This window comes from Caulobacter sp. SLTY, from assembly GCF_009905535.1.
Lineage (GTDB): Bacteria > Pseudomonadota > Alphaproteobacteria > Caulobacterales > Caulobacteraceae > Caulobacter.
This window is the reverse complement of sequence record NZ_JAAALA010000005.1, coordinates 140,321-163,055: the sequence shown is the minus strand read 5'-3', so window position 1 is coordinate 163,055 and position 22,735 is coordinate 140,321. Positions and strand designations below refer to the sequence as shown.

24 protein-coding genes and 1 tRNA gene are annotated in these 22,735 nt (G+C 68.3%); 18 read left to right on the top strand and 7 right to left on the bottom strand.

The genetic code is table 11. The features are described from left to right. Positions 1-107: 107 nt before the first annotated feature. Entirely contained in the window at positions 108-449 is a 342-nt protein-coding gene (fdxA, locus tag GVN21_RS04515) for a ferredoxin FdxA (protein ID WP_166573522.1), read from the top strand. Between the two features lie 22 nt (positions 450-471). Here the strand turns inward: fdxA and GVN21_RS04510 are convergent, their stop codons facing one another. Further along, entirely contained in the window at positions 472-1,026 is a 555-nt protein-coding gene (locus GVN21_RS04510) for a hypothetical protein (protein ID WP_166573521.1), read from the bottom strand. Between the two features lie 345 nt (positions 1,027-1,371). On the opposite strand from GVN21_RS04510, the gene GVN21_RS04505 reads away from it, so the two are divergent. The 4 genes from GVN21_RS04505 (at position 1,372) to GVN21_RS04490 (ending at position 3,465) form a co-directional block, all read left to right on the top strand. Next, positions 1,372-1,875, top strand: a complete 504-nt coding sequence (locus GVN21_RS04505) for a CarD family transcriptional regulator (protein ID WP_166573520.1) — start codon at positions 1,372-1,374, stop codon at positions 1,873-1,875. A 123-nt stretch (positions 1,876-1,998) separates the two neighbouring features. Continuing rightward, positions 1,999-2,250, top strand: coding sequence for a type II toxin-antitoxin system ParD family antitoxin (locus GVN21_RS04500; RefSeq protein WP_166573519.1), 252 nt, complete (start codon positions 1,999-2,001; stop codon positions 2,248-2,250). Further along, complete coding sequence (locus GVN21_RS04495; RefSeq protein ID WP_346764221.1) at positions 2,234-2,545, top strand: type II toxin-antitoxin system RelE/ParE family toxin; 312 nt, start codon at positions 2,234-2,236, stop codon at positions 2,543-2,545. Before GVN21_RS04500 ends, GVN21_RS04495 begins: the two co-directional genes overlap by 17 nt. Before the next feature lie 38 nt (positions 2,546-2,583). Continuing rightward, positions 2,584-3,465: an RNA polymerase factor sigma-32 gene (locus GVN21_RS04490; protein WP_166573517.1), complete on the top strand. Its 882-nt coding sequence runs from the start codon at positions 2,584-2,586 to the stop codon at positions 3,463-3,465. Here the strand turns inward: GVN21_RS04490 and GVN21_RS04485 are convergent, their stop codons facing one another. Next, on the bottom strand, positions 3,466-4,221 hold the full coding sequence (locus GVN21_RS04485) for a thermonuclease family protein (RefSeq protein WP_166573516.1): 756 nt from the start codon (positions 4,219-4,221) through the stop codon (positions 3,466-3,468). 81 nt (positions 4,222-4,302) lie between these two features. Between GVN21_RS04485 and GVN21_RS04480 the strand changes: the two genes are divergently transcribed. The 3 genes from GVN21_RS04480 to GVN21_RS04470 all read left to right on the top strand — a co-directional run bounded on the left by GVN21_RS04480 (position 4,303) and on the right by GVN21_RS04470 (position 5,541). Then, positions 4,303-4,737 carry a DUF488 domain-containing protein gene (locus GVN21_RS04480; protein WP_166573515.1) on the top strand — a complete coding sequence of 145 codons (435 nt, stop codon included), beginning with the start codon at positions 4,303-4,305 and terminating at the stop codon, positions 4,735-4,737. 37 nt (positions 4,738-4,774) lie between these two features. Then, positions 4,775-4,851: transfer RNA gene (locus tag GVN21_RS04475), tRNA-Arg, on the top strand. A 114-nt stretch (positions 4,852-4,965) separates the two neighbouring features. After that, positions 4,966-5,541: a TIGR04282 family arsenosugar biosynthesis glycosyltransferase gene (locus GVN21_RS04470; RefSeq protein ID WP_205689924.1), complete on the top strand. Its 576-nt coding sequence runs from the start codon at positions 4,966-4,968 to the stop codon at positions 5,539-5,541. Here GVN21_RS04470 and GVN21_RS04465 read toward each other — a convergent pair. Both GVN21_RS04465 and GVN21_RS04460 read right to left on the bottom strand, forming a co-directional pair. After that, on the bottom strand, positions 5,529-6,215 hold the full coding sequence (locus tag GVN21_RS04465) for a TIGR04283 family arsenosugar biosynthesis glycosyltransferase (protein WP_205689923.1): 687 nt from the start codon (positions 6,213-6,215) through the stop codon (positions 5,529-5,531). The two genes, GVN21_RS04470 and GVN21_RS04465, sit on opposite strands and share 13 nt — an antisense overlap. Next, on the bottom strand, positions 6,206-7,204 hold the full coding sequence (locus tag GVN21_RS04460; RefSeq protein WP_205689922.1) for a radical SAM protein: 999 nt from the start codon (positions 7,202-7,204) through the stop codon (positions 6,206-6,208). Before GVN21_RS04460 ends, GVN21_RS04465 begins: the two co-directional genes overlap by 10 nt. A gap of 155 nt (positions 7,205-7,359) precedes the next feature. On the opposite strand from GVN21_RS04460, the gene GVN21_RS04455 reads away from it, so the two are divergent. The 5 genes from GVN21_RS04455 to GVN21_RS21310 all read left to right on the top strand — a co-directional run bounded on the left by GVN21_RS04455 (position 7,360) and on the right by GVN21_RS21310 (position 12,725). Beyond that, positions 7,360-8,067: a VTT domain-containing protein gene (locus tag GVN21_RS04455; RefSeq protein WP_166573513.1), complete on the top strand. Its 708-nt coding sequence runs from the start codon at positions 7,360-7,362 to the stop codon at positions 8,065-8,067. After that, on the top strand, positions 8,064-9,485 hold the full coding sequence (locus GVN21_RS21315; RefSeq protein WP_166573512.1) for an FAD-dependent oxidoreductase: 1,422 nt from the start codon (positions 8,064-8,066) through the stop codon (positions 9,483-9,485). Before GVN21_RS04455 ends, GVN21_RS21315 begins: the two co-directional genes overlap by 4 nt. 69 nt (positions 9,486-9,554) lie before the next feature. Beyond that, positions 9,555-10,334, top strand: coding sequence for a DUF1499 domain-containing protein (locus tag GVN21_RS04445; protein ID WP_166573511.1), 780 nt, complete (start codon positions 9,555-9,557; stop codon positions 10,332-10,334). Between the two features lie 140 nt (positions 10,335-10,474). Further along, positions 10,475-10,870, top strand: coding sequence for a hypothetical protein (locus tag GVN21_RS04440; RefSeq protein ID WP_166573510.1), 396 nt, complete (start codon positions 10,475-10,477; stop codon positions 10,868-10,870). A 46-nt stretch (positions 10,871-10,916) separates the two neighbouring features. Continuing rightward, positions 10,917-12,725 (top strand): alpha/beta fold hydrolase, encoded by a 1,809-nt coding sequence (locus tag GVN21_RS21310; RefSeq protein ID WP_166573509.1) that lies wholly within the window; start codon positions 10,917-10,919, stop codon positions 12,723-12,725. A gap of 303 nt (positions 12,726-13,028) precedes the next feature. Here the strand turns inward: GVN21_RS21310 and GVN21_RS04430 are convergent, their stop codons facing one another. Further along, on the bottom strand, positions 13,029-13,211 hold the full coding sequence (locus GVN21_RS04430; RefSeq protein WP_166573508.1) for a DUF3606 domain-containing protein: 183 nt from the start codon (positions 13,209-13,211) through the stop codon (positions 13,029-13,031). A 114-nt stretch (positions 13,212-13,325) separates the two neighbouring features. On the opposite strand from GVN21_RS04430, the gene GVN21_RS04425 reads away from it, so the two are divergent. After that, entirely contained in the window at positions 13,326-13,757 is a 432-nt protein-coding gene (locus GVN21_RS04425; protein WP_205689921.1) for a PaaI family thioesterase, read from the top strand. A 101-nt stretch (positions 13,758-13,858) separates the two neighbouring features. Here GVN21_RS04425 and GVN21_RS21305 read toward each other — a convergent pair whose 3' ends face one another. Then, positions 13,859-14,812, bottom strand: coding sequence for a type II CAAX endopeptidase family protein (locus GVN21_RS21305; protein ID WP_205689920.1), 954 nt, complete (start codon positions 14,810-14,812; stop codon positions 13,859-13,861). Further along, the gene (locus tag GVN21_RS04415; protein WP_166573507.1) at positions 14,764-15,585 is read right to left on the bottom strand and encodes an AraC family transcriptional regulator; all 822 of its coding nucleotides are present in this window, start codon (positions 15,583-15,585) and stop codon (positions 14,764-14,766) included. Before GVN21_RS04415 ends, GVN21_RS21305 begins: the two co-directional genes overlap by 49 nt. Before the next feature lie 175 nt (positions 15,586-15,760). Here GVN21_RS04415 and GVN21_RS04410 point away from each other — a divergent pair, with 175 nt between their 5' ends. The 4 genes from GVN21_RS04410 (at position 15,761) to GVN21_RS04395 (ending at position 22,585) form a co-directional block, all read left to right on the top strand. After that, positions 15,761-15,925, top strand: coding sequence for a hypothetical protein (locus GVN21_RS04410; protein ID WP_166573506.1), 165 nt, complete (start codon positions 15,761-15,763; stop codon positions 15,923-15,925). Between the two features lie 1,140 nt (positions 15,926-17,065). Continuing rightward, positions 17,066-18,763: a class I adenylate-forming enzyme family protein gene (locus GVN21_RS04405; RefSeq protein WP_166573505.1), complete on the top strand. Its 1,698-nt coding sequence runs from the start codon at positions 17,066-17,068 to the stop codon at positions 18,761-18,763. Positions 18,764-18,898: 135 nt separating this feature from the next. Continuing rightward, a complete protein-coding gene (locus GVN21_RS04400) occupies positions 18,899-19,426 on the top strand; it encodes a hemerythrin domain-containing protein (protein WP_166573504.1) in 528 nt (175 codons plus the stop codon). Positions 19,427-19,582: 156 nt separating this feature from the next. Beyond that, positions 19,583-22,585, top strand: a complete 3,003-nt coding sequence (locus GVN21_RS04395) for an FG-GAP-like repeat-containing protein (protein ID WP_166573503.1) — start codon at positions 19,583-19,585, stop codon at positions 22,583-22,585. Positions 22,586-22,735 lie beyond the last annotated feature (150 nt).

Genomic DNA, 22,735 nt, shown 5'->3' with positions numbered 1-22,735 from the left:
AGCGGGCGCGGGCGACGGCCGCATTGACAAGGCGCCCTCCCCCGGCCGATTACGCCAGCCCACGAAAGAACCCGCGCGCGCCAGCTTGCGCGCCTTCAGAGCGCCTGATGACCTACATCGTCACCGATCCCTGCATCAAATGTAAGTTCATGGACTGCGTCGAGGTGTGCCCCGTCGACTGCTTCTATGAGGGCGAGAACTTCCTGGTCATCAATCCGGACGAATGCATCGACTGCGGCGTCTGCGAACCCGAGTGCCCGGTCGACGCCATCAAGCCGGACACCGAAGACGATCCCGACAGCAAGTGGCTGAAGATCAACACCGACTACGCCAAGATCTGGCCGAACATCACCCTCAAGGGCGAGCCGCCAGCCGACAAGGAACAGTTCGAGCGCGAGACGGGCAAGTTCGAGAAATACTTCAGCGAGAAGCCCGGCAAGGGCAGCTGACCCCGTCGAGGGACACAGAAGGCTAGCGCCGCTCGACTTTGATAACGATCGCGTAAGCGTCCAGCAGGTCGATGGCGCCGTCAGCGGGCGGGGAAAAACGTTCGACGATAAGCCGCTCGGCCGGTCGCTCGAAGACCGTGCGGGAGGCGGGCTTGGGGCCGAACATATCCTCGGTGAAGTCTCGCGGCCGATCCGCGACGATGAAGGCCGGTCGCGTGCCCAGAGCCCAGTCGCGGATTTCGCGCTCCAGCCGCTCGCCATCAACAGCCCCGCGGGAGACATCGATGCGGCAGGTCGGCCCCTTTCGGCCTTCCGCGCGCGTCAGGGTGATGCCGACCTGATGGCTCCCCTTGGTCCAGGTCAGCCGCTCTCCCAGCACGCCGCCCCGGTCCGAATCGCGGACGAACCCTCCGCTCTGGGCACGGGCGACCAACGCCGCCGCCGGCTCACCCGCCAGGTAGGGCACGCAGACCTTCAGCAGACTGGTGGTCGACAGGTCCCCCGCGCTGTTCTGGGCCCAGGCCGTCCCCGCCAGGAGCGGAAGGACCAGCAGGGCGGCGGCGATCGAATGACGCATGAGATCTCCAGACTCGCGACCGGAGGGTAGCAAGGCCGGCGATCCGCGGCATCCTCTGAACCGGGGGGAGTCGACGGCGCGACACGGCCTTGTCGCAAACCTTTCATTCGGCTGAATTTTGTGCTAATACACCCTCGACGCGGAGGGATTTCACCCCCGCGCCTCGGTTCAAGAACAGCCGCTCCCGATCGGCGCGCCCGGACGAAGGCGAAGGGTGTCCTAGAAGACTTTTGACCACGAACGATCAGCCCGCGCCTCTCTGGCGCCTGGGGCTTTTTCGCGTCGCGGTCAGGGTCATATCGGTAGTGGCTCGCCGGCAAACGGCGGGTGCAGGAGAAGACGAGAATGAGCAAGTCCGGACAGGCGTTTTCGGTGGGTGACCACGTTGTCTATCCCGCGCACGGGGTGGGCACGATCCAGGCGGTCGAGACCCAGGAAGTCGCCGGCATGTCTCTGGAAGTCTATGTGATCACCTTCGACCACGAGAAGATGACCCTGCGCGTCCCGACCAAGAAGGCGGCCACCAGCGGCCTGCGCTCGCTGGCCGAAGAAGGCGTGATGAGCAAGGCCCTGACCACCTTGAAGGGCCGCGCCCGGGTCAAGCGCACCATGTGGTCGCGCCGCGCCCAGGAATACGAAGCCAAGATCAACTCGGGCGACCTGGTGTCGATCGCCGAGGTGGTGCGCGACCTGCACCGCGCCGAGAACCAGCCGGAACAGTCCTACTCCGAGCGCCAGCTCTATGAGTCGGCCCTGGACCGCATGGCCCGCGAAGTCGCCGCCGTCGAACGCATCGACCGCGACGCGGCCGTCAACCTGCTGACCAAGAACCTGCAGAAGGCCGCCTGAGGGGACTGACTGTGGTTTGAAGGAATGAACGCCCGGACCCGAAAAGTCCGGGCGTTTTTCTTTGGGCGGAGCACCCTTGACAAATTTTGCCAAGCGCCCGATCCTTGGGTTTGGAGGTGCGCCATGGCGACCATGAATGTGTCCCTGCCCGATGCCATGAAGGATTGGGTCGAGCGGCAATCCGCCGATGGCCGGTACAGCAATTCCAGCGACTATGTGCGCGACCTGATCCGGCAGGATCAGGAGCGAGCCCGAAAGATCTCGGCCATGCAGGTCCTGGTCGATGAGGCGCTGGCGAGCGGATTCTGCGAACGGTCGTTGCCAGAAATTATCGAGGATGCTCGGCAGAGGGCAGCGCGTGACGAAACGGTATAGGACGACACGCGAAGCAGAGAACGACATCATCCGCCTCTACCTAGAGGGCTATGAGCGTTTCGGGCCTAATCAGGCAGATGTTTATGCGGCGGGACTGATCGCGGCGATCGAGATGCTGGCCGAGCACCCGACGATGGTGCGTGAACGACGCGAACTGAAGCCGCCCGTTCGCATCCATCGATATGGCTCTCACGTGATCGTCTACATGATTGAAGATCAGGGCATCGCCATTCTCCGTGTTCGGTATGGACGAGAGAATTGGTCCGGAGATCCCCTAGGTCGGCGAAATACCTGATCAGTGATCCACCCGCGCCACCCTCGCGTATTCGCGTTATGGCTCGGGAAGCACCCATCACCGCGGAGACGGCGGAGCGGCGGTACATCCGCCATGCGATGCGCGCCCCGATGCTGGCCGCCGACCATGAGCATGACCTGGCGGTGCGCTGGAAAGAGCATCAGGACGAGGAAGCCCTGCACGAACTGACGAGCGCCTACATGCGCCTGGTCATTTCCATGGCCAGCCGCTTCAAGGCCTACGGCCTGCCCCACGGCGACCTGATCCAGGAGGGCAGCGTCGGCCTCATGCAGGCCGCCGCGCGGTTCGAGCCGGACCGTGCGGTACGGTTCTCCACCTATGCCGGCTGGTGGGTGCGGGCGGCGATGCAGGACTATGTGCTGCGCAACTGGTCGATCGTACGCACCGGCACCACCGCGGCCGGCAAGAGCCTGTTCTTCAACCTGCGCCGGCTGCGCGCCCGCCTCGGCGACCTGGACGGCCGGCTGAACCCCGAAGCCCGCCAGAAGATCGCCGTCGAACTGGGCGTCGATGTCGAGGACGTGGAGGCCATGGCCGCCCGCCTGGCTGCCGGCGATCGCTCGCTGAACGCCCCCGTCGCCGCCGGGGCCGACGACGCCTACCAGGATTTCCTGGCCGACGAGGCTGATGACCCCGAAACGGTGGTCACCGCCAAGCTGGACGGGGCGGCCCGCCAGAGCGCCGTGGCTCGCGCCCTGAAGGTTCTAAATCCCCGTGAGCTGGCCATCGTCAAGGCGCGGCGGCTGAGCGAAGAGCAGCGCACGCTGGAATCACTGGGCGAGGAGATGGGCGTCTCCAAGGAGCGGGTGCGCCAGGTCGAGCACGGAGCCTTGGCCAAGCTGCGCAAGGCGCTCGAGAGTGAGTATGGCGGCGCCGGTCTGGCCGGGCTTGTCGGCTGATCACTTCTGAGGATTGAGAATCTCGACCGTCTCGGGATGGTCCAGCCGCATGCTCCCCTCCCGCCCGACATAGCCCCGAACCCGCACCAGCCGACCCTCAAGCGCAGCCGGCGAGCGGCCGGCGCTGTCGAAATCCTGGATCGCCCGCGCCGGAATCTCCGCCCGGAAACCGTGGCCGAGGTCGAGCACCCGGGCGTCCCCGCTGGTCGTCACCTGTCCCACCTGGCCCTCGACCAGAGCAAAGCCTGGGGTCGCCGCCACGGCCTCCTTCGGCAGCAGCACCCGGTAGCGCGGCAGGGCCCACAGCCCGTCGCTCTTGTTGCGCGCCTCGCCCTCCCGGCGGAGCATCATCCCGGCCAGCGCCCGACTCTCCGGAAAGGTGCGCACCCGCACCGCGCCCTCGCGGAGCATTCGCCCCTGCACCCAGCGCCGGCCCTTGGCCATGCGCACCTGGGCCAGTCGCCGCCCAAACGGATCCTTCGCCGCCCCCGCCGACAACAGCTCGATGTCCTTGCCCAGCACCATATCGGCCAGCCGCTCCCGCGAGGCCTCGCCATAGGGTTCGGACAGTTTCGGCGCGGTGATCCCGGCCAGCTTAAGATCGCTACCGTCATCCAGCCGGACCATGTCGCCGGTCACCACCTCGACCACCCGCGCCCGTCCCTGGGCCGCCAGGCTGTCGAGCTTGGCCGCTTCACCGCAGGCCGACAGGGCAAGAGCCATGAAGACCAGGCCCAGCAGTCTTGGAAAACCCATATCCCCTCCGCTCGACAGTGCGTCACGATAGAGCAGGCGCCCGCCGATGCGAAGGCGGCCCTCGGCGCCCATCTCTCCGTCATGTCCAAGCTCTTCACCATCGGCTACGAGGCCGAGACCCTCGACCGCTTCCTGGCCCGGCTGAAGGACGCCGGGGTCAAGGTGGTCATCGATGTGCGCGCCATCGCCGCTTCGCGCCGCGCCGGCTTCTCCAAGACGATGCTGGCCGCCAGCCTGGCCGCCCAGGGCATCGACTACGTCCACCTGCGCGCGCTCGGCACCCCCAAGGCCGGCCGCGACGCCGCCCGCAAGGGCCGGATCGCCGAGATGCGCGACATCTTCGAAGCGGCCCTGGCCGAGCCCAAGGCCCAGTTCGAACTGGCCGAGGCCGAGCAGATCGCCGCCGGCCGCCCCGCCGCCCTCCTCTGTTTCGAGGCCCAGGCCTGCGGCTGTCACCGGGCCATCGTGGCGGAGCGACTGCAGGAGAAGCGGTCCTTCGAGGTGATCAACCTCTAGCGAAGCGACGGCCGGGCCGGTATCACGCCCTCAGCGCGGCCCCGTAGCTCAGCCGGATAGAGCAGGGCTTTCCTAAAGCCAAGGTCGGGGGTTCGAGTCCCTCCGGGGCCGCCAGTGCATCCCAAGCCATCGCCAGCCCTCCTCAACTCCGATCGCGGGCGATCTGGACGTGGCGTTCGGGCGGGTTGAGAAGAGCCTATGGCGGCGCCCGCGGACCCAGCTCAGCTCGTGATTTTCGCCCGTCGCCCCACTCTGGGCGTCGGCAAGCGGCGGCTGGCTGCGGCGGTCGGCGATGTGGAGGCCCTGCGCTTTCAGCGGACGGCGATCGACGGCCTGCTGCGCCGCCTGGCGAGGGACCCGCGCTGGACCACGGCGGTGGCCACGGCGCCCGACCGGCCGACGGACTGGCTGAGGAACCGGGCGGTGGGCCTTCCCCAGGGCCCCGGCGATCTGGGACAGCGACTGACGCGGGTCGCCCGACGGTTTCCGACTGGACGGCTGGTGATCATCGGCAGCGATACGCCCGCCGTTCGGCCAGCCGACGTGGCGGCGGCTTTCGATGCGCTTCGCGGACATGACGCGGTGGTCGGGCCGGCCCGCGACGGCGGATACTGGCTGATCGGTTTGCGGCGATCGGCGCGCGGCCCGCTGCCGTTCGACCAGATCCGATGGTCCAGCCCCTATACGCTGGCCGACACTCTGGCGCGCCTGGAGGGGCGGCGCCTGGTGCGTCTGCGGGTGCTGGAGGACGTCGATGACCTGGCCAGCTACCGCCGGTTCGCGGCCCGCGCTCAGCGGCCGTAGAGCCGGGCGATCCTGGCTGCCGGCACGCCCGCCAGGAACAGGGCCAGACAGAACAGGTTGCGGGCGCTGCGGGCGAGCCAGCCGTCCTGTCGCCAGCGGCGGGCGGAGGTCACGGCCCGGAGGGGCAGGACGTTCAGCCCGCGTCGCCCGATGCGCCGCACCAGATCGACATCTTCCATCAGCGGCAACGGCCGAAAGCCCCCCAGCCGAGCGTAGTGGTCCCGATGGATCAGCAGGCCCTGGTCGCCATAGGGCAGCGCCAGCAGCGCCACGCGCAGCGCCACCCATCGCTCCAGGCGGCGGGCCTGGGGAGAGGCGTCGTCCAGGGCGAACCGGAAGCAAGCCGCTCGCGCCGCCGCATCGGGGCTCGCCGCATGGCGGTCGACCGCTTCTCGCCATCCTGCGTCCAGCACAGTGTCGGCATGCAGGAAGAGCAACCACTCTCCGGAGGCGGCCGCTGCGCCGGCCGCAAGCTGCCCTCCGCGACCCGGCGGCGCTTCGATAACCGTCGCACCGGCCTCCCGGGCCAGGGCGATGGTGGCGTCGCGCGAGCCGCCATCCACCACGATGATCTCGTCTGCGCCAGTCAGCGCGGCGAGCGTCTGTGCCAGGGTGTCCGCCGCGTTCAGCGCCGGTATCACCACCGACAGCCGGGCGCTGCCCGTCAGCTGCAACTGGCCCCGCCCAGCACGCAGAAGCGGGCGCAGTGGGGATGGTTGAGCGGCACCGTCCCCAGCGCCTGCGCCAGGGTCGCGCCGAGCTCGAACTGGGGATCGTATGGCGTCAGGGTGCAGGCGACCACCGCCGGCGTCGCGGCGCCCTTGCGCTTCACCACCATGCGGCTCGACGCGCACATCACCGACTCCGGCGATAGGCCCAGGATGCCCCAGCAGGCCTCGGTGATCTCCGGGGCGTCCCGCGTGGCGTCCATCTCCGGGAACAGCACCAGCCGGGATGGGTCATCCACATTGAGCGCGATCCCAAGCGAGGACAGCAGGGCCGCATAGCCCGCGGCCGCCGCCGACGGGTCCTCGTCCGCCAGCCTCCGCCCGGCGATCGCGATGGAGAAGCCTTCGCGCGCCAGCCATTGCAGACCCGACAGCGCGGGCGCCCAGGTGTCGGCGCCGCGCTCGGCCTCATGCACCGCCTGGCTGTGGTGGTCGAGGCTGACCCGCAGAACCAGGGCGTCACCGAAGCGGCGCCGCAGCTCGATGAGCTGTCGCTCGAAGCGCCGCATCGGCCGCATGGCGTTGGTCAGGACCAAGGTGCGCCGCCCCGTGGTGAGGGACGCTTCCAGCATGGGAATAATGGCGGCGTTCATGAACGGCTCGCCACCCGTAAAGCCGATCTCGCTGGTCTGAAGACCGAGCGTCTCGATCTCGTCCAGATAGCCCCGCACCTCATCCAGCGCGAGGTAGGAGAGGGCGTCGTTGCGCGGCGAGCTTTCGATGTAGCAGGTCAGGCAGGCGATGTTGCAGAGCGTGCCGGTGTTGAACCACAGGGTGTCCAGCGCCCGCAGCGCGACCGCCGCCCGGGGCGATCCGTCCAGCGTGACCCGGGGGTCCTGGAACTTTCGGGGGTCCAGACGCGGAGCCGCCGGGGACAGGAACGGCGAGCGCGCCGCTTCGCCCACCGCCAGGTCTCCGTCATGCCTCTTATCCAACGCGCTGCTCCCGCCGTGTCGGCTGAACCGTGGCACAGACTGCCCCACCGGGCCAAGGACTTGACCGGAAAACCGCGCGGTCCATCTGCGCCAGGTGACGCCGTCTGCCTGCTAGGGCTATGGTCCGGCGCCATCGGGCAAGGGGCTACGCCGACATGAAACGTTTCCTGCCGCTGATCTTGCTGATCGCGGCCGTCATCGCGGTGTTCGCGAGCGGGGCCGGCCGATACCTGAGCTTTGAGTCCCTGCGCGCCAACGAGGCGCTGCTGCGCGGACTGGTCACCGACAACCTGGCGCTCAGCCTGCTGGTCTTCATCCTGGTCTACGCCGCCGCCACCGCCGTGAGCATTCCGGGGGCGGTGTTCCTCACCCTGGCCGGCGGCTTCCTGTTCGGCACCTGGATCGGCGGCAGCGCCACCGTGGTCGGCGCCACCATCGGCGCCATCCTGGTCTTCCTCGTGGTCCGCACCTCGCTCGGCGCCGTCCTTCGAGCGCGGGCGGAGCGTTCCGGCGGCGCGCTGAAGTCGGCGATGGACGGCATCAGCGCCGGCGCCTTCGGCTATATCCTGACCCTTCGACTGATCCCGCTCGCGCCCTTCTGGCTGGTCAATGTCGCCTCGGCCCTGGCCCATGCGCCGCTACGGTCCTACGCCCTGGCCACGCTGATCGGCATCATCCCGGCCACCTTCATCTACAGCAGCATCGGCGCGGGTGTCGGCCAGCTGCTGGCGCGGGGCGAGGAGCCGAACCTGCGCGTCATCTTCGAACCCTACGTCTTCGGCCCGCTGATCGCGCTGGGCCTGATGTCCCTGGGCGTCACCATCTACCAGAGGGTCCGCGCCCGCCGGGGAGCCGCCTCGTGAAGCCGGAGCGTATCCGCGCCGACCTCGCCATCATCGGGGCCGGGTCCGGTGGGCTGTCGGTCGCCGCCGGCGCCGCGCAGCTGGGCCTGAAGGTCGTGCTGTTCGAAAAGGGCGAGATGGGCGGCGATTGCCTGAACTACGGCTGCGTCCCCTCCAAGGCCCTGATCGCCTCCGCCGAGGCGGCGCACCGCGCACGCCACAGCGGCCCGCTCGGCGTCGCCGCCGCGGACGTCACGGTCGACTTTGTCGCCGTGATGGCGCGGGTCCACAAGGTCATCGAGGAGATCGCTCCCATCGACAGCCAGGAGCGCTTCGAGGGGCTGGGGGTGAGGGTCGTTCGCGAGACGGCGCGCTTCCGCGACCGTCGGACGGTCGAGAGCGACAGTGTGCGGGTGACGGCCCGCAAGGTGGTCATCGCCAGCGGATCGCGCGCGGCCGTGCCGCCGATTCCGGGCCTCGAGGCATCTCCCTACCTGACCAACGAAAGCATCTTCGAGCTGACCACCCTGCCCGAGCACCTGATCGTGCTGGGCGGCGGGCCCATCGGCGTCGAACTGGGCCAGGTGTTCCGGCGCCTCGGCTCACAGGTCACCCTCATCGAGGCGGCGGCCATCCTCGGCCGCGAAGAGCCCGACGCGGCGGCTGTGGTCATCGATCAGCTGACCGCCGATGGCGTCACCCTTCTGCCCGGCCACAAGGCGAAGCGGATCGAGCCTGGACCGGTCGTGGTGGTCGACGGGCCGGACGGGGAGCAACGCATCTCGGGCTCCCACCTGCTGGTCGCCGTCGGCCGCACCCCGTCGATCGAGGCGCTGAACCTCGAGGCCGCCGGAGTGGCCTTCGACAAGGCCGGGGTGAAGACGGACAAGGCCCTGCGCACCAGCAATCCCCGCATCTTCGCCATCGGCGATGTCGCCGGGCGCGGCCAGTTCACCCATCTCGCCGGCGCCCACGCCTCGCTGTTCGTGCGCAAGGCGCTGTTCGCCGCTCCGATCAACGCCGACGCCCTGGCTGTCCCTCGCGTCACCTACTGCAGCCCCGAACTGGCCTCCGTCGGCCTGACCGAGGCCCAGGCCCGCGCCGAGCATGGCGACGACATCCGCGTGCTGGTCCAGCCCTTCGCCGACAACGACCGGGCCCAGGCCGAGGGCGACGTTCGCGGCTTTGGAAAGCTGATCACCACAAAGCGCGGCAAGATCCTGGGGGTGACCCTGGTCGGCGCCCATGCCGGCGACCACCTGCCGCTGTGGGTGCTGACCATGACCGCGGGGCTGAAGCTCAGCACCCTGACCGGCATGATTGCGCCCTATCCGACGCGCGGCGAGATCAACAAGCGACTGGCGGGCCAGTGGTACACCGGGGCGCTGTTCTCACCGGCCACGCGTCGGCTGGTCTCTGTGCTCAAGCGTATCGGCTGAACATCAAACAGGCTGGCGAAAGCGGCCCGGTCGGGCGCATGCTGGCGGAAAGAACGATGGGGGAAACAGATGTCGAAGCTTCGTGATCTCTGGGTGAAGACGGTCTGGGTGCTGGCCCTGCTCCTGCCGGTCTGGTTCCTGGTCGGCGCCCTGGGCACCAAGTTCGGCCTTCTGGACTGGCGCATCGGCTTTGGCTTGATGGTGGTCACGCTGGGGGGGCTGTTGCTGCTCGGCGTGCTGGTCCTGGCCCTGATCGGGCTGCTGCTGGCGCTGCTGGTCAAGCCGCGCAGGGGATGGGGTCGCGCCCTGGTCGCCGTGATCATCCCGGCCCTGGCGCTGGGCTTCGCCGCCAGCGTGATGAGCAAGGCCAAGGACGTGCCGCCGATCCACGACATCGCCACCAACATCCAGGACCCGCCGACCTTCTCCAAGGCCGTCACCGACACCCGCGCGGCCATCGCCGGCGGCAACCCCATCGCGCCCATGGACGTCTCGGTCGCGGCCCTGAAGGGCAAGACGGTCGGCGAGCTCGGCCGCGCCGCCAACCCGGACCTGACGACCCTGACCCTGTCCCAGACCGTGCCCGAGGCCACCAAGCTGGTGGCCGAGGTCGCGGCGGCGGAGGGCCTCAAGGTCACCAGCACGACCGATGGCGCTGTGGAGGCGACCGCCGAATCCTTCTGGTTCGGCTTCAAGGACGACGTCGTCTTCCGCATCCGCCCGGCGGCAAACGGAACCGGCTCGGTCATCGACATCCGCTCGGTCTCTCGCGTTGGGATCAGCGACCTGGGCGCCAACGCCGCCCGGATCCGGAAACTCTCGGCGGCGATCAAGGCGAAGGCAGGCTGACCCGGAGCGTGCTGCAAACCCTTCGCTCGGCGCAGACGTCCAGAGGCGCCCGCAAAACCCCTCAACGCCCCGTTAAGCCTCCTTACCCTAACCTCAACGCGAAGCAGGCCTTTCAGCGCCGGCGTCCGGAGGAGGCCGCCATGTCCGTTACCCGCACCAACAGCGTCCGACGCGGCTACGACCACTTCGAGCCGGAGGTCGACAGCGACCCCCACACCCAGCGCCGCATCCGCGGCCTGCTGGAGCAGATCGACTACACCGCCTTCGCCGCCAACAAGGAAATCCTCGCCCAGTCTCTGGGCCAGGGCGATATCCGCAAGTTCCAGCGCCTGGCCGTTGCCGCCGCCCAGGCCCGCGCCGTATGGGCGGCCCAGGCGCTCGCCGCCTCGGCCTCTGGCGGTCGCCTCAGCGCCGCGGACCTCGCACAGCTGACCCATCTGCGCACAACCTACGAGGAACTGACCGAGGCCTATGAGGCCCTGCGGCGCATGGTGGAGCGCGGCTATCTGGCCATGCCGGTCCCAGCCGCGACCTGACCGGCGGTTGGTGGCGCCCTCCGCTGATCGCCCGTAAGCTTCGGGGGTGGCGGAAGTTGGCTTTCCCAAGATGAAGGACTTCGAGGCCCTCAAGGCCATGGCCGACCTGCTGGCCGGCCCGGAGGCGCCGAACGATTCCGCCGAGGCCGAGGCCCGTCGTTTCCTGCCCCTGGTTCGCCTGGACCGGCTGTCGAGCGCCGTGGTCGATCGGCACGGCCGGCCCCTGCATGCCGACGGCCTGTTCGCCGAGGACCGCGATGTCCTGGCCGCCATCGCCCGCGACCTGGTCGCCGGGCCGGACCGGGGGCCGTTCGTCCTGAGCTGGACCGATCCCGGCGGCCTCGACATGCCGGTCGCCTTCGCCCGCGCCCCCGCCGCCGCCGACTGGCGCCTGCCCCCGGCCGCCCGTCAGGCGCTGTCGGCCCCAGGCGCCTTCGCCGTGCTGCTGACCGCCGGCGCCTGGCAGGCCGAGGGCGCGCTGGAGGAGGCCGCCGCCGCCTACGGCCTGACCGCCGCCCAAGGCCGGCTCGTCGCGGCGCTCGCCCGCACCGGCGACCTGCGCCAGGCGGCGGAGGCCGCTGGCGTGACCTACGCCACCGCCCGAACCCTCGCCGCCGAGGCCATGGCCCGGATGGGCGTCCGCAAGCTGACGGCCCTGATCACCCGGCTGGTGACCCATGCCTTCGGCGCCCTGCCCGCCGATCACCGGGCCGACGACGCCCTGGCCGACCTCTGGGGCCTCACACCGCGCCAGGCGGCCCTGGCCCTGGCCGTCGCCCAGGGCGCTAGCCGCCAGGAGGCGGCGCGGGCGGTGGGCATCTCGGAGGCCTCCGCCAAGAAGGCCTTGCAGGACGTCTTCCTTGCCGCAGGCGTGACCAACGCCCAGGCCCTGGCCCGCAAGGTGGCCGACGCCATGAGCCTGTCGGCCCTGGTCCAGGCCACCGGCGGCGACATCGGCGCCTCGTCGGAGGGCCGCGAACCCTTGGCTTTCGCCATGCGCCCCGACGGCCGGGCCGTGGCCTTCAGCGACTATGGCCCGCGTGAGGCCCGGCCCGTGCTGATCGTCCACACCAACTTCTCCAACCGCCATGCCCCCAGCCGGCTGGTCGAGGCGCTGCAGCGGGCCGGCTACCGGCCCTTCGCCGTCGACCGGCCGGGGTTCGGGTTCAGCGACTCCGCCGCCGAGGCGGAAGATCCGGCCGAGGTTGCCGTGGAAGACCTCGCCGCCGTCATGCGCCGCCTGCGCGTCGATCAGGCCGACCTGGTGGTGCGCGGCGGCTTCCGCTTCGTCCGCCGGCTGGTCGATGCCAGGCCCGCGCTGGTCGGCCGGGTGGTGATGACCTCGGTGCCGCCCCAGGGCCAGACCACCCGCCGCCGGGCCAGCTTCTATTTTGTGCTCCAGTCGCTCACCCACAGCCAGCCGCACCTGATCCGCGAGGCCGCCCGGCTGAGCGGCCGGCTGTTCCCGGTCTCCGACATCCGCCGCCATGTGCTCGACGCCCTGAAGGGCTCGCCGGTCGATGTCGCCGCCATGGAGGACCCGCGCAACTTCTCAGACTACTGGCGTGGCCTGCGGATGTTCAGCACCGGCCGCATCGACGGCTATGTCCAGGAACAGCTGGCCCAGGCCCGCGCCGCCCCACTCACCGCCCTGCCCGACGCCGCCGACTGGACCATCATGACCGGCGACCAGGACGCTATGTTCGATCCCGCCGAGGCCGAGGCCTGGTGGTCGGCCCTCCTCCCCGGAGCCCGCATCCAGCGCATCCCAGGCGCCGGCCGCATGCTGGTGTTCAGCCACCCCGAGACCGTGGTTGCGGCGCTGAACGGGCAGGTGGCGCGGCAGGCGGCTTGAGGCAACCTCGCCTACATTCGCCCCAGGGCGCAGATGAAATGGGACTGCGAAGCTGCCCAAGGCCGCCTCTCGATCTTCCCTTCTCCCCTTGCGGGAGAAGGTGTCGCGAAGCGACGGATGAGGGGTCGATAGGTCTGTAAGCTGCGAGCCCGGGGGTTGCGACAGGCTGTGTCGCAGGCCGGCGCGCCCCCTCATCCGACCCCTTCGGGGCCACCTTCTCCCGCGAGGGGAGAAGGGAGACCAGAGGCGAACTCAGGCTGGTGGCCGGTAGGGCCCTATGCCTAGCAATGGCCGGCGCAAACCCTACCGCTTCTTCCCCAACTCTGCCGCGATGTCCTTGGTCATCTTGCCGACCTTCCGGTGCGCCGCCGACAGCTGGTCGCGGGTCACGCCCCATCGCTTCATCCAGTACTCAACGGCCTGGCGCTCGGAGAGGTCCAGACGCTCCTTGTCGATGAAGCCGCGCTTGTCCTTCAGGCCCGCCATGGTGGTTCTCCGATCGAGCGCCAGTGTCGGCCATGCCCCCTGCCCGATCAACCCGTTGCGGCGCCCCTGGGGTAGCGGGTTAGGCTGGGCATCCGACCACGAGAGCCGATTCCCATGACCGCCATGCCCCAGACCGACGACCTCTCCCGCACCCTCGGCCTGGTCGAGCGGCTGGAGATGGACCCGGCCGGCCGCGCCCGGCTGGCCTACCAGGCTGGCGCCCACATGTGCCATTCCGGCGGCGTGGTGCAGGGCGGCTTTATCACCGGCTGGATCGACGCGGCCATGGCCCACGCCCTGATCGCCAAACACGGCGCCGACATCGTGCCGATGTCCCTGGAACTGAAAGTCAGCTTCTTCGCCCCCACCCGCCCCGGCCGGGTGATCGCCGAGGCCTGGATCGAACAGGGCGGCCGCTCGACCGCCTTCTGCGAAGGCCGCCTGCTCGACGCGGACGGCAAGGTCCTGGCCAAGGCCAGTTCCACCCTCCGGATGATGGACCGCAGCAAGATCGAAGCCGGATCGAAGGCGGCGACGGGCGGCTGAACGGTTCGTCGAACTGGAGGGGCCGCGGGCCCATCCGGCTCCGTTCTACAGCGCCGGCCCTCGCTCTCGCGCGCTGCAACCTGACAGGCGCCGTTCGGTCGTCAGGCCTTGCGCGGCCGTAGAAGGAACAGGATCCCGATCAGCAGGAGGGCGCTGCAGATCAAGCTGCCCTCCGGCCCCACCGCGCCGCCTGTAAGAAGGTCAGGGCCCTGCGGGATCAGCTGGACCAGCAGGGCCGGCAAGTCGATCACAAAGCCAGTGACCGGCAGTTCGAACCCGATCGACAGCAACCAGTTCCAGCCGATGTGCCAGCCCATCACCCCCCAGATGTTTCCCGCCCGGATCGCCCATAGGCAGGCGAAAACCGAGAACAGGGCTGTGCTCAACATGTCCTGCCAGGCCTGTCCCGGCGACCAATGCAGGAAGGTGAAGACCAGGGTCGTGACCACCACGGCTGCCAACTGGCCCCATTTGCGGGTCACGACCGACAACAGCCAACCGCGGAATATGAATTCCTCGACTCCGGCCTGGACCGCGAAGCACAGCAGCAGGAGGGCCATGCTACCGAGCGCTGTTGGCGAGGACAGCGCCGGCCCGAAGCCGGCCAACTGATAGCCGCCGGCGAAGCCGATGGAGGCGACGACCGCTGAGATGGTCACGCATCCGATCAACAGACCCCGAAACAGGGTCGCCAGGGGCGCCGGTCCGGTCAGGCCGACGGTCGACAGCGGACGCCGCTCGACCAGCCAGATCCAGATGAGAACCATCAGGCCATTCAGGGCAAACGCGACCACGAGGTAGGCGTACATGCCGTTGAGGCCGATCGGACCGCCCTTGGCATCTTCCAGCCCGAGGCTTTTCAGCCAAGGCGAGGGTATCAGAACGGAGGCGATAACAAAGGCGAGGAACAGAAAGGGTGCGAGGATTCCCCAGGGAAGCCAGCCTTTGTGGGGCTCGGTTGAAAAGATCGTTTTCGAGTTCATGGGCCTCAAGTAGGCCGACCGCGTCAAACGCGGATAGAACGATCGTGCGCGTGCGTGATGGCGTTCAGCCACGCCATCGGCGCAAGGCCGTAGGTCTTGCGGAACTGGCGGCCGAAATGGCTCTGGTCGGCGAATCCGCAGGCGGCCGCCACGTCCGCGCCAGGCCGACCCCGGATGAGAAGTCCGCGCGCCTTTTCCAGGCGGCGTAGGATCAGGTACCGGTAGGGGCTGGAGCCGAACATGGCGCGAAAGTCTCGCGACAGCTGCCAGCGATCATGGCCCGTCGCCAGTTCCAGGTCCCGCAGGGAAAAGGTCTCGTCCAGGCAGGCGTCTATATACTCCCGGGCCAACCTCGCGGCTTCCCGGTTGGTGCGCCGGATCAGCTCGACACCGCCGGAGGCGGCCTCGAGCGCGCCCGCGATCTCGACCAGGGCATCCTGGTATTCGAGTTGGGACAACGGATTGTCATAGTCCGCCAACAGGTCATTGACGGCCGCCGCGAGCCTCGGATCGGCCGAGAGCCCGCCTTCGATGAACGGCAGCGTCCGGCCGCCCAGGACATCCTGGATATCCCTCGGTCGGATATAGGCCGTCCGATAGCGGAAGGGCTGGTCATCACCGGAACGACCATCGTGCCGCTCGTCCGGATGAATCACGACCAACTGTCCCGGCAACGAGTGCCGGGTCTCGCCGCGGTAGTCGAAACTCTGAACGCCTCCGAGAGTCACGCCGACGGCATAGATGTCGTGGCGGTGCGGTCCGAACGCCAAGCCCGTAAAACAGGCCTCGATCCGGTCGATATCCCCGGGCGCCCTGAACAGCCAGTTTTCCGAAGCCGCAGCCAAATCCGGTTCCTTCCCGTCTGTCCGGGCTTCGACAGCAAAGCACAGCCAGGACAGAGAAGGGCATGAACTCGCCTTCACCTTCTGACCGGGTACCCTGAGAAGCCGCCTTCGGCGCCCCCACGGTAGCGGGTTAGGCTCGACGCAGACGGCGAGGTCCTGGCCAAGGCCCGGCCGGGTGATCGCCGAGGCCTGGATCGAACAGGGCGGCCGCTCCACCGCCTTCTGCGAAGGCCGGCTGCTCGATGCGGACGGCAAGGTCCTGGCCAAGGCCAGCTCCACCCTGCGGATGATGGATCCCACCCGCGTCGAGGCGGGCTCCAAGGCGGCGACGGGCGGCTGAATAGGTGGCGATGCTATACTTTGCAGCCTGAGGGCGTGGGGTCGGCATTCGACCCATCTCAGACCTTCAAAAGGTCCGCGTGTCAGAGCATCATAAACACGTCTCAATAGGGAAGCAGTCCAGATGTCGTGGCCATTTGACCAGGCACCAAATGTCGCCTGTATCACATGCCGATCCGTGATCGATGGCGCGCCGGTGCTGTTGGTCACGCACTACGAGGATGACGACTCGTGGGCGTTCCTGGACGGCCAGACCATCAACGAACGCGATGCCCTCGTCGTGGCGATGCAGACAGTCATGACCCGGCATCCGACCTTGACGGAAGTCGCCGACCTACCTCCGGGATGGACAGCCACACGTGCTGCCGTCGGCGCACCCTGGACAAGGGAGATGGACTAACCATCCTCTGACGAGCGCCAACGTCCACTTTCCACACCTAGCGGACCTTTGGCCGTCCAAGCAGCAGGCAAGCGCCAGCCACGCAAGCAACGACTATCACCACCAATGCAGCGTGTTGCGTCCAATGGATTGATGCATTGCCGAAGGGGTCCGCGTCGTCTGCCATCTTGGTTCCAACGGGGTCCAAGATGGCCATGCACTCAACAAGACCTAAGACTGCTGCACCGAGCAGCATCACTATCGCGCAGACGATCCTCATGGTCGCTCCGAACGGGCGATGAATTGCAGCCCAGCATGGGCCTGCATCGCTAAACGACCTCTTTCCACCCGTTGCCGACCTGGCGGCTTCACGGGTAGCCGAAGGTCCGCTTTCCACCCGTTGCGGAACTTCGGGGGGTCCGCTTCCGAACCCAGTGCCGAATAAGTCTAGACAATTGGAATCCGCGCCCAACCACCGCTTTTGCCGGCCCCGATGACGCCGCGTGGAAGCAGCTTGGCAAAACCTGGGTCGTTTGTCGGTCGATGATCGGCCGCCCAACGGTCGGATCGGGGCCCAAAGCAGGCCTGATGTCATTGATTTATATATGATATTTCACCTGGCTCCCTGCTTCCAGCGTGGTATGATGGCGAACCACCGACATTGCAGAAACGGACTGGTCCCAGGCGCCGGGCCTCGGCTATGGTAATCGCTGATAACCAACGGCCGCCAAGAGCCGTCAGACCTTCGGGATGGAAACCAAGATGCACTACGCAGAGCTCAACCGCGCCTGGGATGAACTGATCGGTCCGGGCGGCCCCTTCGAGATCGAGCGGATCGACCTGCGCGGCGTCTCCATCAAGGCCTTCAAGCACGCCCCGCCGACGGTGCGCGAGGTGTGGCTGTCCACCATCCAGTTCGCCGACCGCGACTACCTGGTCTATCAGGACGAGCGCATCACCTACGGCGAGGCCCACCAGCGGGTGGCCTCCATCGCCAACTGGCTGATGGCCCAGGGGGTGGAGCCGGGCGACCGGATCGCCATCGCCATGCGCAACTATCCCGAATGGATGCTGATCTACTGGGCGGCGGTGAGCATCGGGGTCGCCGTGGTCGGGATGAACGCCTGGTGGACCGCGCCGGAGATGGCCTACGGCCTCAGCGATTCCCGGCCTAAAGTGGTGTTCGCTGATGCCGAGCGGCTGGAGCGCATCGCCGAGCAGCCGGACATGCTGGCCGGCGCCAAGCTGGTCGCCGTCCGCGCCAATCCCCCGGCCGGCGCCGTGGCCTGGCGCGAGGTCGAGGCCCACGGCGGCGAACTGCCGACCGTCGCGGTCGATCCCGACGCCGACGCCTGCATCTTCTATACCTCCGGCACCACGGGCTTTCCCAAGGGCGCCCAGCTGACCCATCGGGGCTGTGTCTCCAACCTGTTCAACATGGTCTTCGCCGGCCAGATGAACGCCCTGGTCACCGCCCGGGTGACCGGCGTGGCGCCGGACCCCGACGCCCCGCCGCCGATCCCGGTGGCCCTGGTCACCACCCCGCTGTTCCACGTCACCGCCAACAACTGCGGCGCCTACGCGGTCACCGCCGCCGGCGGCAAGATGGTGCTGATGTACCGCTGGGACGCCACCCTGGCCCTGCAGCTGATCGAGCAGGAGCGGGTCAGCGCCGTCAGCGGCGTGCCGGTGATGGCCCGCGAGTTGGTCACCCATCCCGACTTCGCCAAGTACGACACCTCCAGCCTGCTCAGCGTCGGCGGCGGTGGGGCCCAGATCCAGCCGGACCTGGTGGCCAAGATCGAGGAGACCGTGGCCACCGCCCGGCCCAACACCGGCTATGGCATGACCGAGACCTGCGGGGTGATCACCTCGCTCAGCGGCGACTTCTTCGTCGACAAGCCGGCCAGCTGCGGCCGGGCCCTGCCCAACTTCGACGCCAAGGTGGTGGACGACGAGGGCAACGCCCTGCCGACCGGCGAGGTCGGCGAGCTGTGGGTGCGCGGCAGCAGCGTCATCAAAGGCTACATCAACCGCCCCGACGCCACCGCCGAGGCCATCACCGACGGCTGGCTGCACACCGGCGACGTCGCCCGCATCGACGAGGAGGGCTTCATCTTCCTGGTCGACCGCAAGAAGGACATGGTCCTGCGCGGCGGCGAGAACGTCTATTGCGCCGAGGTCGAGGCCGCCATCTACCACCACCCGGCCATCGCCGAGGCCTGCGTGTTCGGGGTCCCCGACCAGCGGCTGGGCGAGGAGGTGGCCGCCGCCATCCTGCTGCGTGAGGGCCATGAGGCCAGCGCCGACGACCTGCGCGCCTTCGTCGCCGCCCGGATCGCCAAGCACAAGGCCCCCCGCTACATCTGGTTCCTGTCCGAGAACATCCCGCGCAACGCCAGCGGCAAGTTCCTGAAAAAGGACCTCAAGGCCAGTCTCAGTCTGGAAGCGGCGGCCTAGAGGAACGCCGCGACTCTTTATTGTCGGGGCCCAGACCTAAGCTTAAGAACGACTCTCATCATGGCGCGTCACTGGAACGGGCCGGTCGGCGCGCCGTTAGGCCGGGGAACCCCATTCACCGGCTGGAGACACCCCATGGCCCGCTCATTCACCGACACGTCCGACAAACCCGACGCCATCGCCCTGCTGAAGGCCGACCACCGCAAGGTCGAAGACCTGTTCGAGCAGTTCGAGAACGCCAAGGGCGACGGCAAGAAGAAGAAGATCGCCGAACAGATCTGCCTGGAGCTCAAGGTCCACGCGATGATCGAGGAGGAGATTTTCTACCCGGCCTGCGAAGGCGCGATCGAAGATGACATGCTGAAGGAAGCCTATGTCGAGCATGACGGCGCCAAGCTGCTGATCAACGAGATCGAGGCCGGCGGCCCGGACGACGAATTCTACGAAGCCAAGGTCAAGGTGCTGTCCGAAGAGATCGAGCACCACGTCGAGGAAGAGGAAAAGCGGGTCGAAGGCATGTTCAGCCAGGCCCGCAAGGCCGGCCTCGACATGGACGACCTGGGCGAGCGCATGCTGGCCCGCAAGGAAGAGCTGATGGAACAGGCCAAGACCACCGGCCTGGGCCCGGCACAGACCACCACCATGGCTCAGCCGACGGCCTGAGGACCGGCGGCGGAGGCTGTTTTCAAACCTCCGCCGCCAACGGCCCCCTGTTGACCGTTGCCCAAATTGGGTATGAGTTGACCTCAGCGGCGCCCGCGACCAGCGGGCGCCGTTTTCGTTCAGCCGGCGTTCGGCTGATCCGATGCGGGGGCGTCAATGAGTTTTCCGGCCATTATCAACCTGGCGAACCTCGATCCCGAGGTCGGCTTCACCATCAATGGCCTCAGCAGCGGCGCCTTTTCGGGTTGGTCGGTCGCCGGCCTGGGCGACTTCAACGGCGACGGCCTTGATGACTTCGCCGTCGGCGCGCGGGGAAATACCGGCGGCACTTACGTCATCTATGGCCGCAGCGGCGGGTTCACCACCGGTCTCGATCTGGCCACGCTCGACGGATCCAACGGCTTCGCCCTTGTCGCGCCGGCAGGCCAACTCGCCGCCTGGGACGTCCATTCGGCGGGCGATCTCAACGGCGACGGCAAGATGGATCTGGTGGTGGGGGCCCCTGGCGGTTCGCCGAACGGCTTCCAGTCCGGCTACGCCTACGTCGTCTTCGGCAGCGACCAGCCCTTCACCGCCAGCCTGGCCGTCGGAGACCTGAACGGCGTCAACGGCTTCCGGCTGGACGGGGCTGAAGCCGGCGGGTTCCTCGGCGGCTCGGTTGGCAGCGCGGGCGACTTCAACGGTGATGGCATCGACGATCTCGTAGTGGCCGCCTATGGGGCCGATGCGAACGGCTCGGACTCGGGTGCGGCCTATGTCATCTACGGCAAGCTCAGCGGCTTCAGCTCCACCTTCAGCCTCAGCAGCCTGAGTGGATCGAACGGCTTCCGGATCGTCGGCGAAGCGTCCAGCAATCTCCTGGGCTTCGATGTGGACGCCGCCGGCGACCTCAACAAGGACGGCTATGACGACCTGATCATCGGGGCCCCGAGCGGCAACTCCGTCTACGTTCTCTTCGGCGGCGCCGGAAGGCCGGCCAGCTTCGACGTCAGCGGGCGGACCGGCGCCACCGGCTTCCAGATCAGCGGCGATGTCTCCGACGACCGGCTCGGCAACGTCTCCTCGGCGGGCGACGTCAACGGAGACGGCTTCCTCGACCTGCTGCTGGGCGCCTATTTCGCCGATCCCAACGGCATCAGTTCAGGCGCGGCCTATGTGGTGTTCGGCAAGGCCTCGGGCTGGTCGGACTTCAACGTCAACACGCTCGACGGGACCAACGGCTTCAAGCTCTCCGGCATCGCCGCCGGCGACAACGCCGGCCGGGTTGTGTCCGGCGCCGGCGACGTGGACGGGGACGGCTATGACGACCTTCTGGTCGGCGCGCGATGGGCCGACGTCGGCGGCCTGACCTCCGGCGCCGCCTATATCGTTTTCGGCCGCGCCGGCTTCAGCGCCAATTTCAACCTGTCGACCCTCGACGGGACCAACGGCGCCCGTATCCATGGCGCGCTTCCGGCAGACCAGGCCGGGTCCGCGGTCTCGGGCGCCGGGGATATCAACGGCGATGGGATCGACGATATCCTTGTCGGCGCCCGCTATGCCGATCCCAACGGAACCGCTTCGGGACAGACCTATGTGATCTTCGGCCAGGCGGCCCAGCGGGACTTCATCGGCACAGCCGCGTCTGAGACCTTCCGCGGCGGGGCGCTGGCCGACTTCATCTTCGGCCGGGGCGGCCAGGACGTGCTGCGCGGGCTGGGCGGGGATGACGAGATCCAGGGCGGGGACGGGAACGACCAGTTGTTCGGCGAACTGGGCGCCGACACCCTGAACGGCGGGGCGGGCGCCGACTTGCTTGAAGGGGGCGATGGGAACGACACCCTGATCGACAGCGCCGGGACCAACGACCTGCGCGGCGGCGCTGGCCTCGACAGCCTGACCGGCGGCTCGGACGCCGACCGCCTGGACGGCGGAGCGGATGACGACAGCCTGTTCGGCGCGGCGGGCAACGACGTCCTGGACGGCGGAACCGGCGCCGATGTGATGACCGGCGGCCTGGGCAACGACATCTTCATCGTGGACAACGTCGCCGACGTGGCCAGCGACGCCGGCGCCGGCTCCGACCGGGTTCGGGCCAGCGTCAGCTTCACCATCGGCTCCAACATCGAGAACCTGCAGCTGACCGGCGCGGCCAATATCAACGGCACGGGCAACGAACTGGCCAACCAGCTCGACGGCAACAGCGGCGACAACACCCTCAGCGGGGCCGCCGGGGCCGACCTGATCAAGGGCGAGGACGGGGCCGACATCCTGAACGGCGATGCGGGCGCCGACCAGCTGCTCGGCGGCGAGGGCGCCGATACCCTCAACGGCGGGGCCGACAACGATATCCTCAACGGCGGCGCGGGGATCGACACCCTGAACGGCGGCGAGGGCGCCGACCTGCTGGAAGGCGGCCTGGCCGATGACATCCTGGCCGGCGACGCCGGCGCCGACCAGCTGTTCGGCGGCGACGGGGCGGACACCCTTCGCGGCGGAGAGGGCAACGACATTCTGCGCGGCGAGGCGGGGCTGGACATCCTGTTCGGCGGCATTGGAGATGACGTCTTCTACATCGACGCCGACCTGGACAGCGTCACCGAGGCGGCCGACGAGGGGGTCGATACGGTCCGCGCGACGGTCAGCTACACCCTGACCGCCAACGTCGAGCGCCTGGTCCTCGACGGGTCGGGCGACCTGAACGGGACGGGCAACGCCCTGGCCAACATCCTGACCGGCAATGCCGGCGCCAACCGGCTGGAGGGCCTGGCGGGGGCCGACAACCTCAACGGCGGAGACGGCGCGGACGTGATCGTCGGCGGGGCCGGCGGCGATATCCTGACTGGCGGTCTGGGCGCCGACCGCTTCGTCGTCGGGCAGGAAAGCATCAACCTCAGCGGCGATCCCTCCCCGACGGCCGCAGAGACCGACTACCTGACCGACCTGATCGCCGGCCAGGGCGACACGCTGGACCTGTCGGCGATCGACGCCATCACGGGCGGCGCGGACGACGCCTTTACCCTGGTCGCAGCCTTCAATGGCCAAGCGGGCCAGATGACCCTGTCCTTCGCGGCCGGGACCACCACCCTGCTGCTCGATGTGGATGGCGACCGGTCGGCAGACTACCGGCTGAAGATCACCGGTGACGTGCGAGGCGATGTGGGCGGCTGGCTGTTGTAAGGCCGACGTACGGACCTGTTGCCTGTCTGCCATTCATGCGACATCACGGAGACTGTAAAATTATACTCGCATCGGGTAGTGTCGCGCCATCTGTCAACCGAGCGTTTGATCCGGCGGGCTGCCGGCGACCGCTGACCGGGGGGTCGTCGC

What these genes read in the sequence shown, in the direction of transcription:
- fdxA (WP_166573522.1), top strand. Translation starts at nt 108, where the DNA reads ATGACCTACATCGTCACCGATCCCTGCATCAAATGTAAGTTCATGGAC.
- GVN21_RS04510 (WP_166573521.1), bottom strand. Translation starts at nt 1,026, where the DNA reads ATGCGTCATTCGATCGCCGCCGCCCTGCTGGTCCTTCCGCTCCTGGCG.
- GVN21_RS04505 (WP_166573520.1), top strand. Translation starts at nt 1,372, where the DNA reads ATGAGCAAGTCCGGACAGGCGTTTTCGGTGGGTGACCACGTTGTCTAT.
- GVN21_RS04500 (WP_166573519.1), top strand. Translation starts at nt 1,999, where the DNA reads ATGGCGACCATGAATGTGTCCCTGCCCGATGCCATGAAGGATTGGGTC.
- GVN21_RS04490 (WP_166573517.1), top strand. Translation starts at nt 2,584, where the DNA reads ATGGCTCGGGAAGCACCCATCACCGCGGAGACGGCGGAGCGGCGGTAC.
- GVN21_RS04485 (WP_166573516.1), bottom strand. Translation starts at nt 4,221, where the DNA reads ATGGGTTTTCCAAGACTGCTGGGCCTGGTCTTCATGGCTCTTGCCCTG.
- GVN21_RS04480 (WP_166573515.1), top strand. Translation starts at nt 4,303, where the DNA reads ATGTCCAAGCTCTTCACCATCGGCTACGAGGCCGAGACCCTCGACCGC.
- GVN21_RS04455 (WP_166573513.1), top strand. Translation starts at nt 7,360, where the DNA reads ATGAAACGTTTCCTGCCGCTGATCTTGCTGATCGCGGCCGTCATCGCG.
- GVN21_RS04445 (WP_166573511.1), top strand. Translation starts at nt 9,555, where the DNA reads ATGTCGAAGCTTCGTGATCTCTGGGTGAAGACGGTCTGGGTGCTGGCC.
- GVN21_RS04440 (WP_166573510.1), top strand. Translation starts at nt 10,475, where the DNA reads ATGTCCGTTACCCGCACCAACAGCGTCCGACGCGGCTACGACCACTTC.
- GVN21_RS04430 (WP_166573508.1), bottom strand. Translation starts at nt 13,211, where the DNA reads ATGGCGGGCCTGAAGGACAAGCGCGGCTTCATCGACAAGGAGCGTCTG.
- GVN21_RS04425 (WP_205689921.1), top strand. Translation starts at nt 13,326, where the DNA reads ATGACCGCCATGCCCCAGACCGACGACCTCTCCCGCACCCTCGGCCTG.
- GVN21_RS04405 (WP_166573505.1), top strand. Translation starts at nt 17,066, where the DNA reads ATGCACTACGCAGAGCTCAACCGCGCCTGGGATGAACTGATCGGTCCG.
- GVN21_RS04400 (WP_166573504.1), top strand. Translation starts at nt 18,899, where the DNA reads ATGGCCCGCTCATTCACCGACACGTCCGACAAACCCGACGCCATCGCC.
- GVN21_RS04395 (WP_166573503.1), top strand. Translation starts at nt 19,583, where the DNA reads ATGAGTTTTCCGGCCATTATCAACCTGGCGAACCTCGATCCCGAGGTC.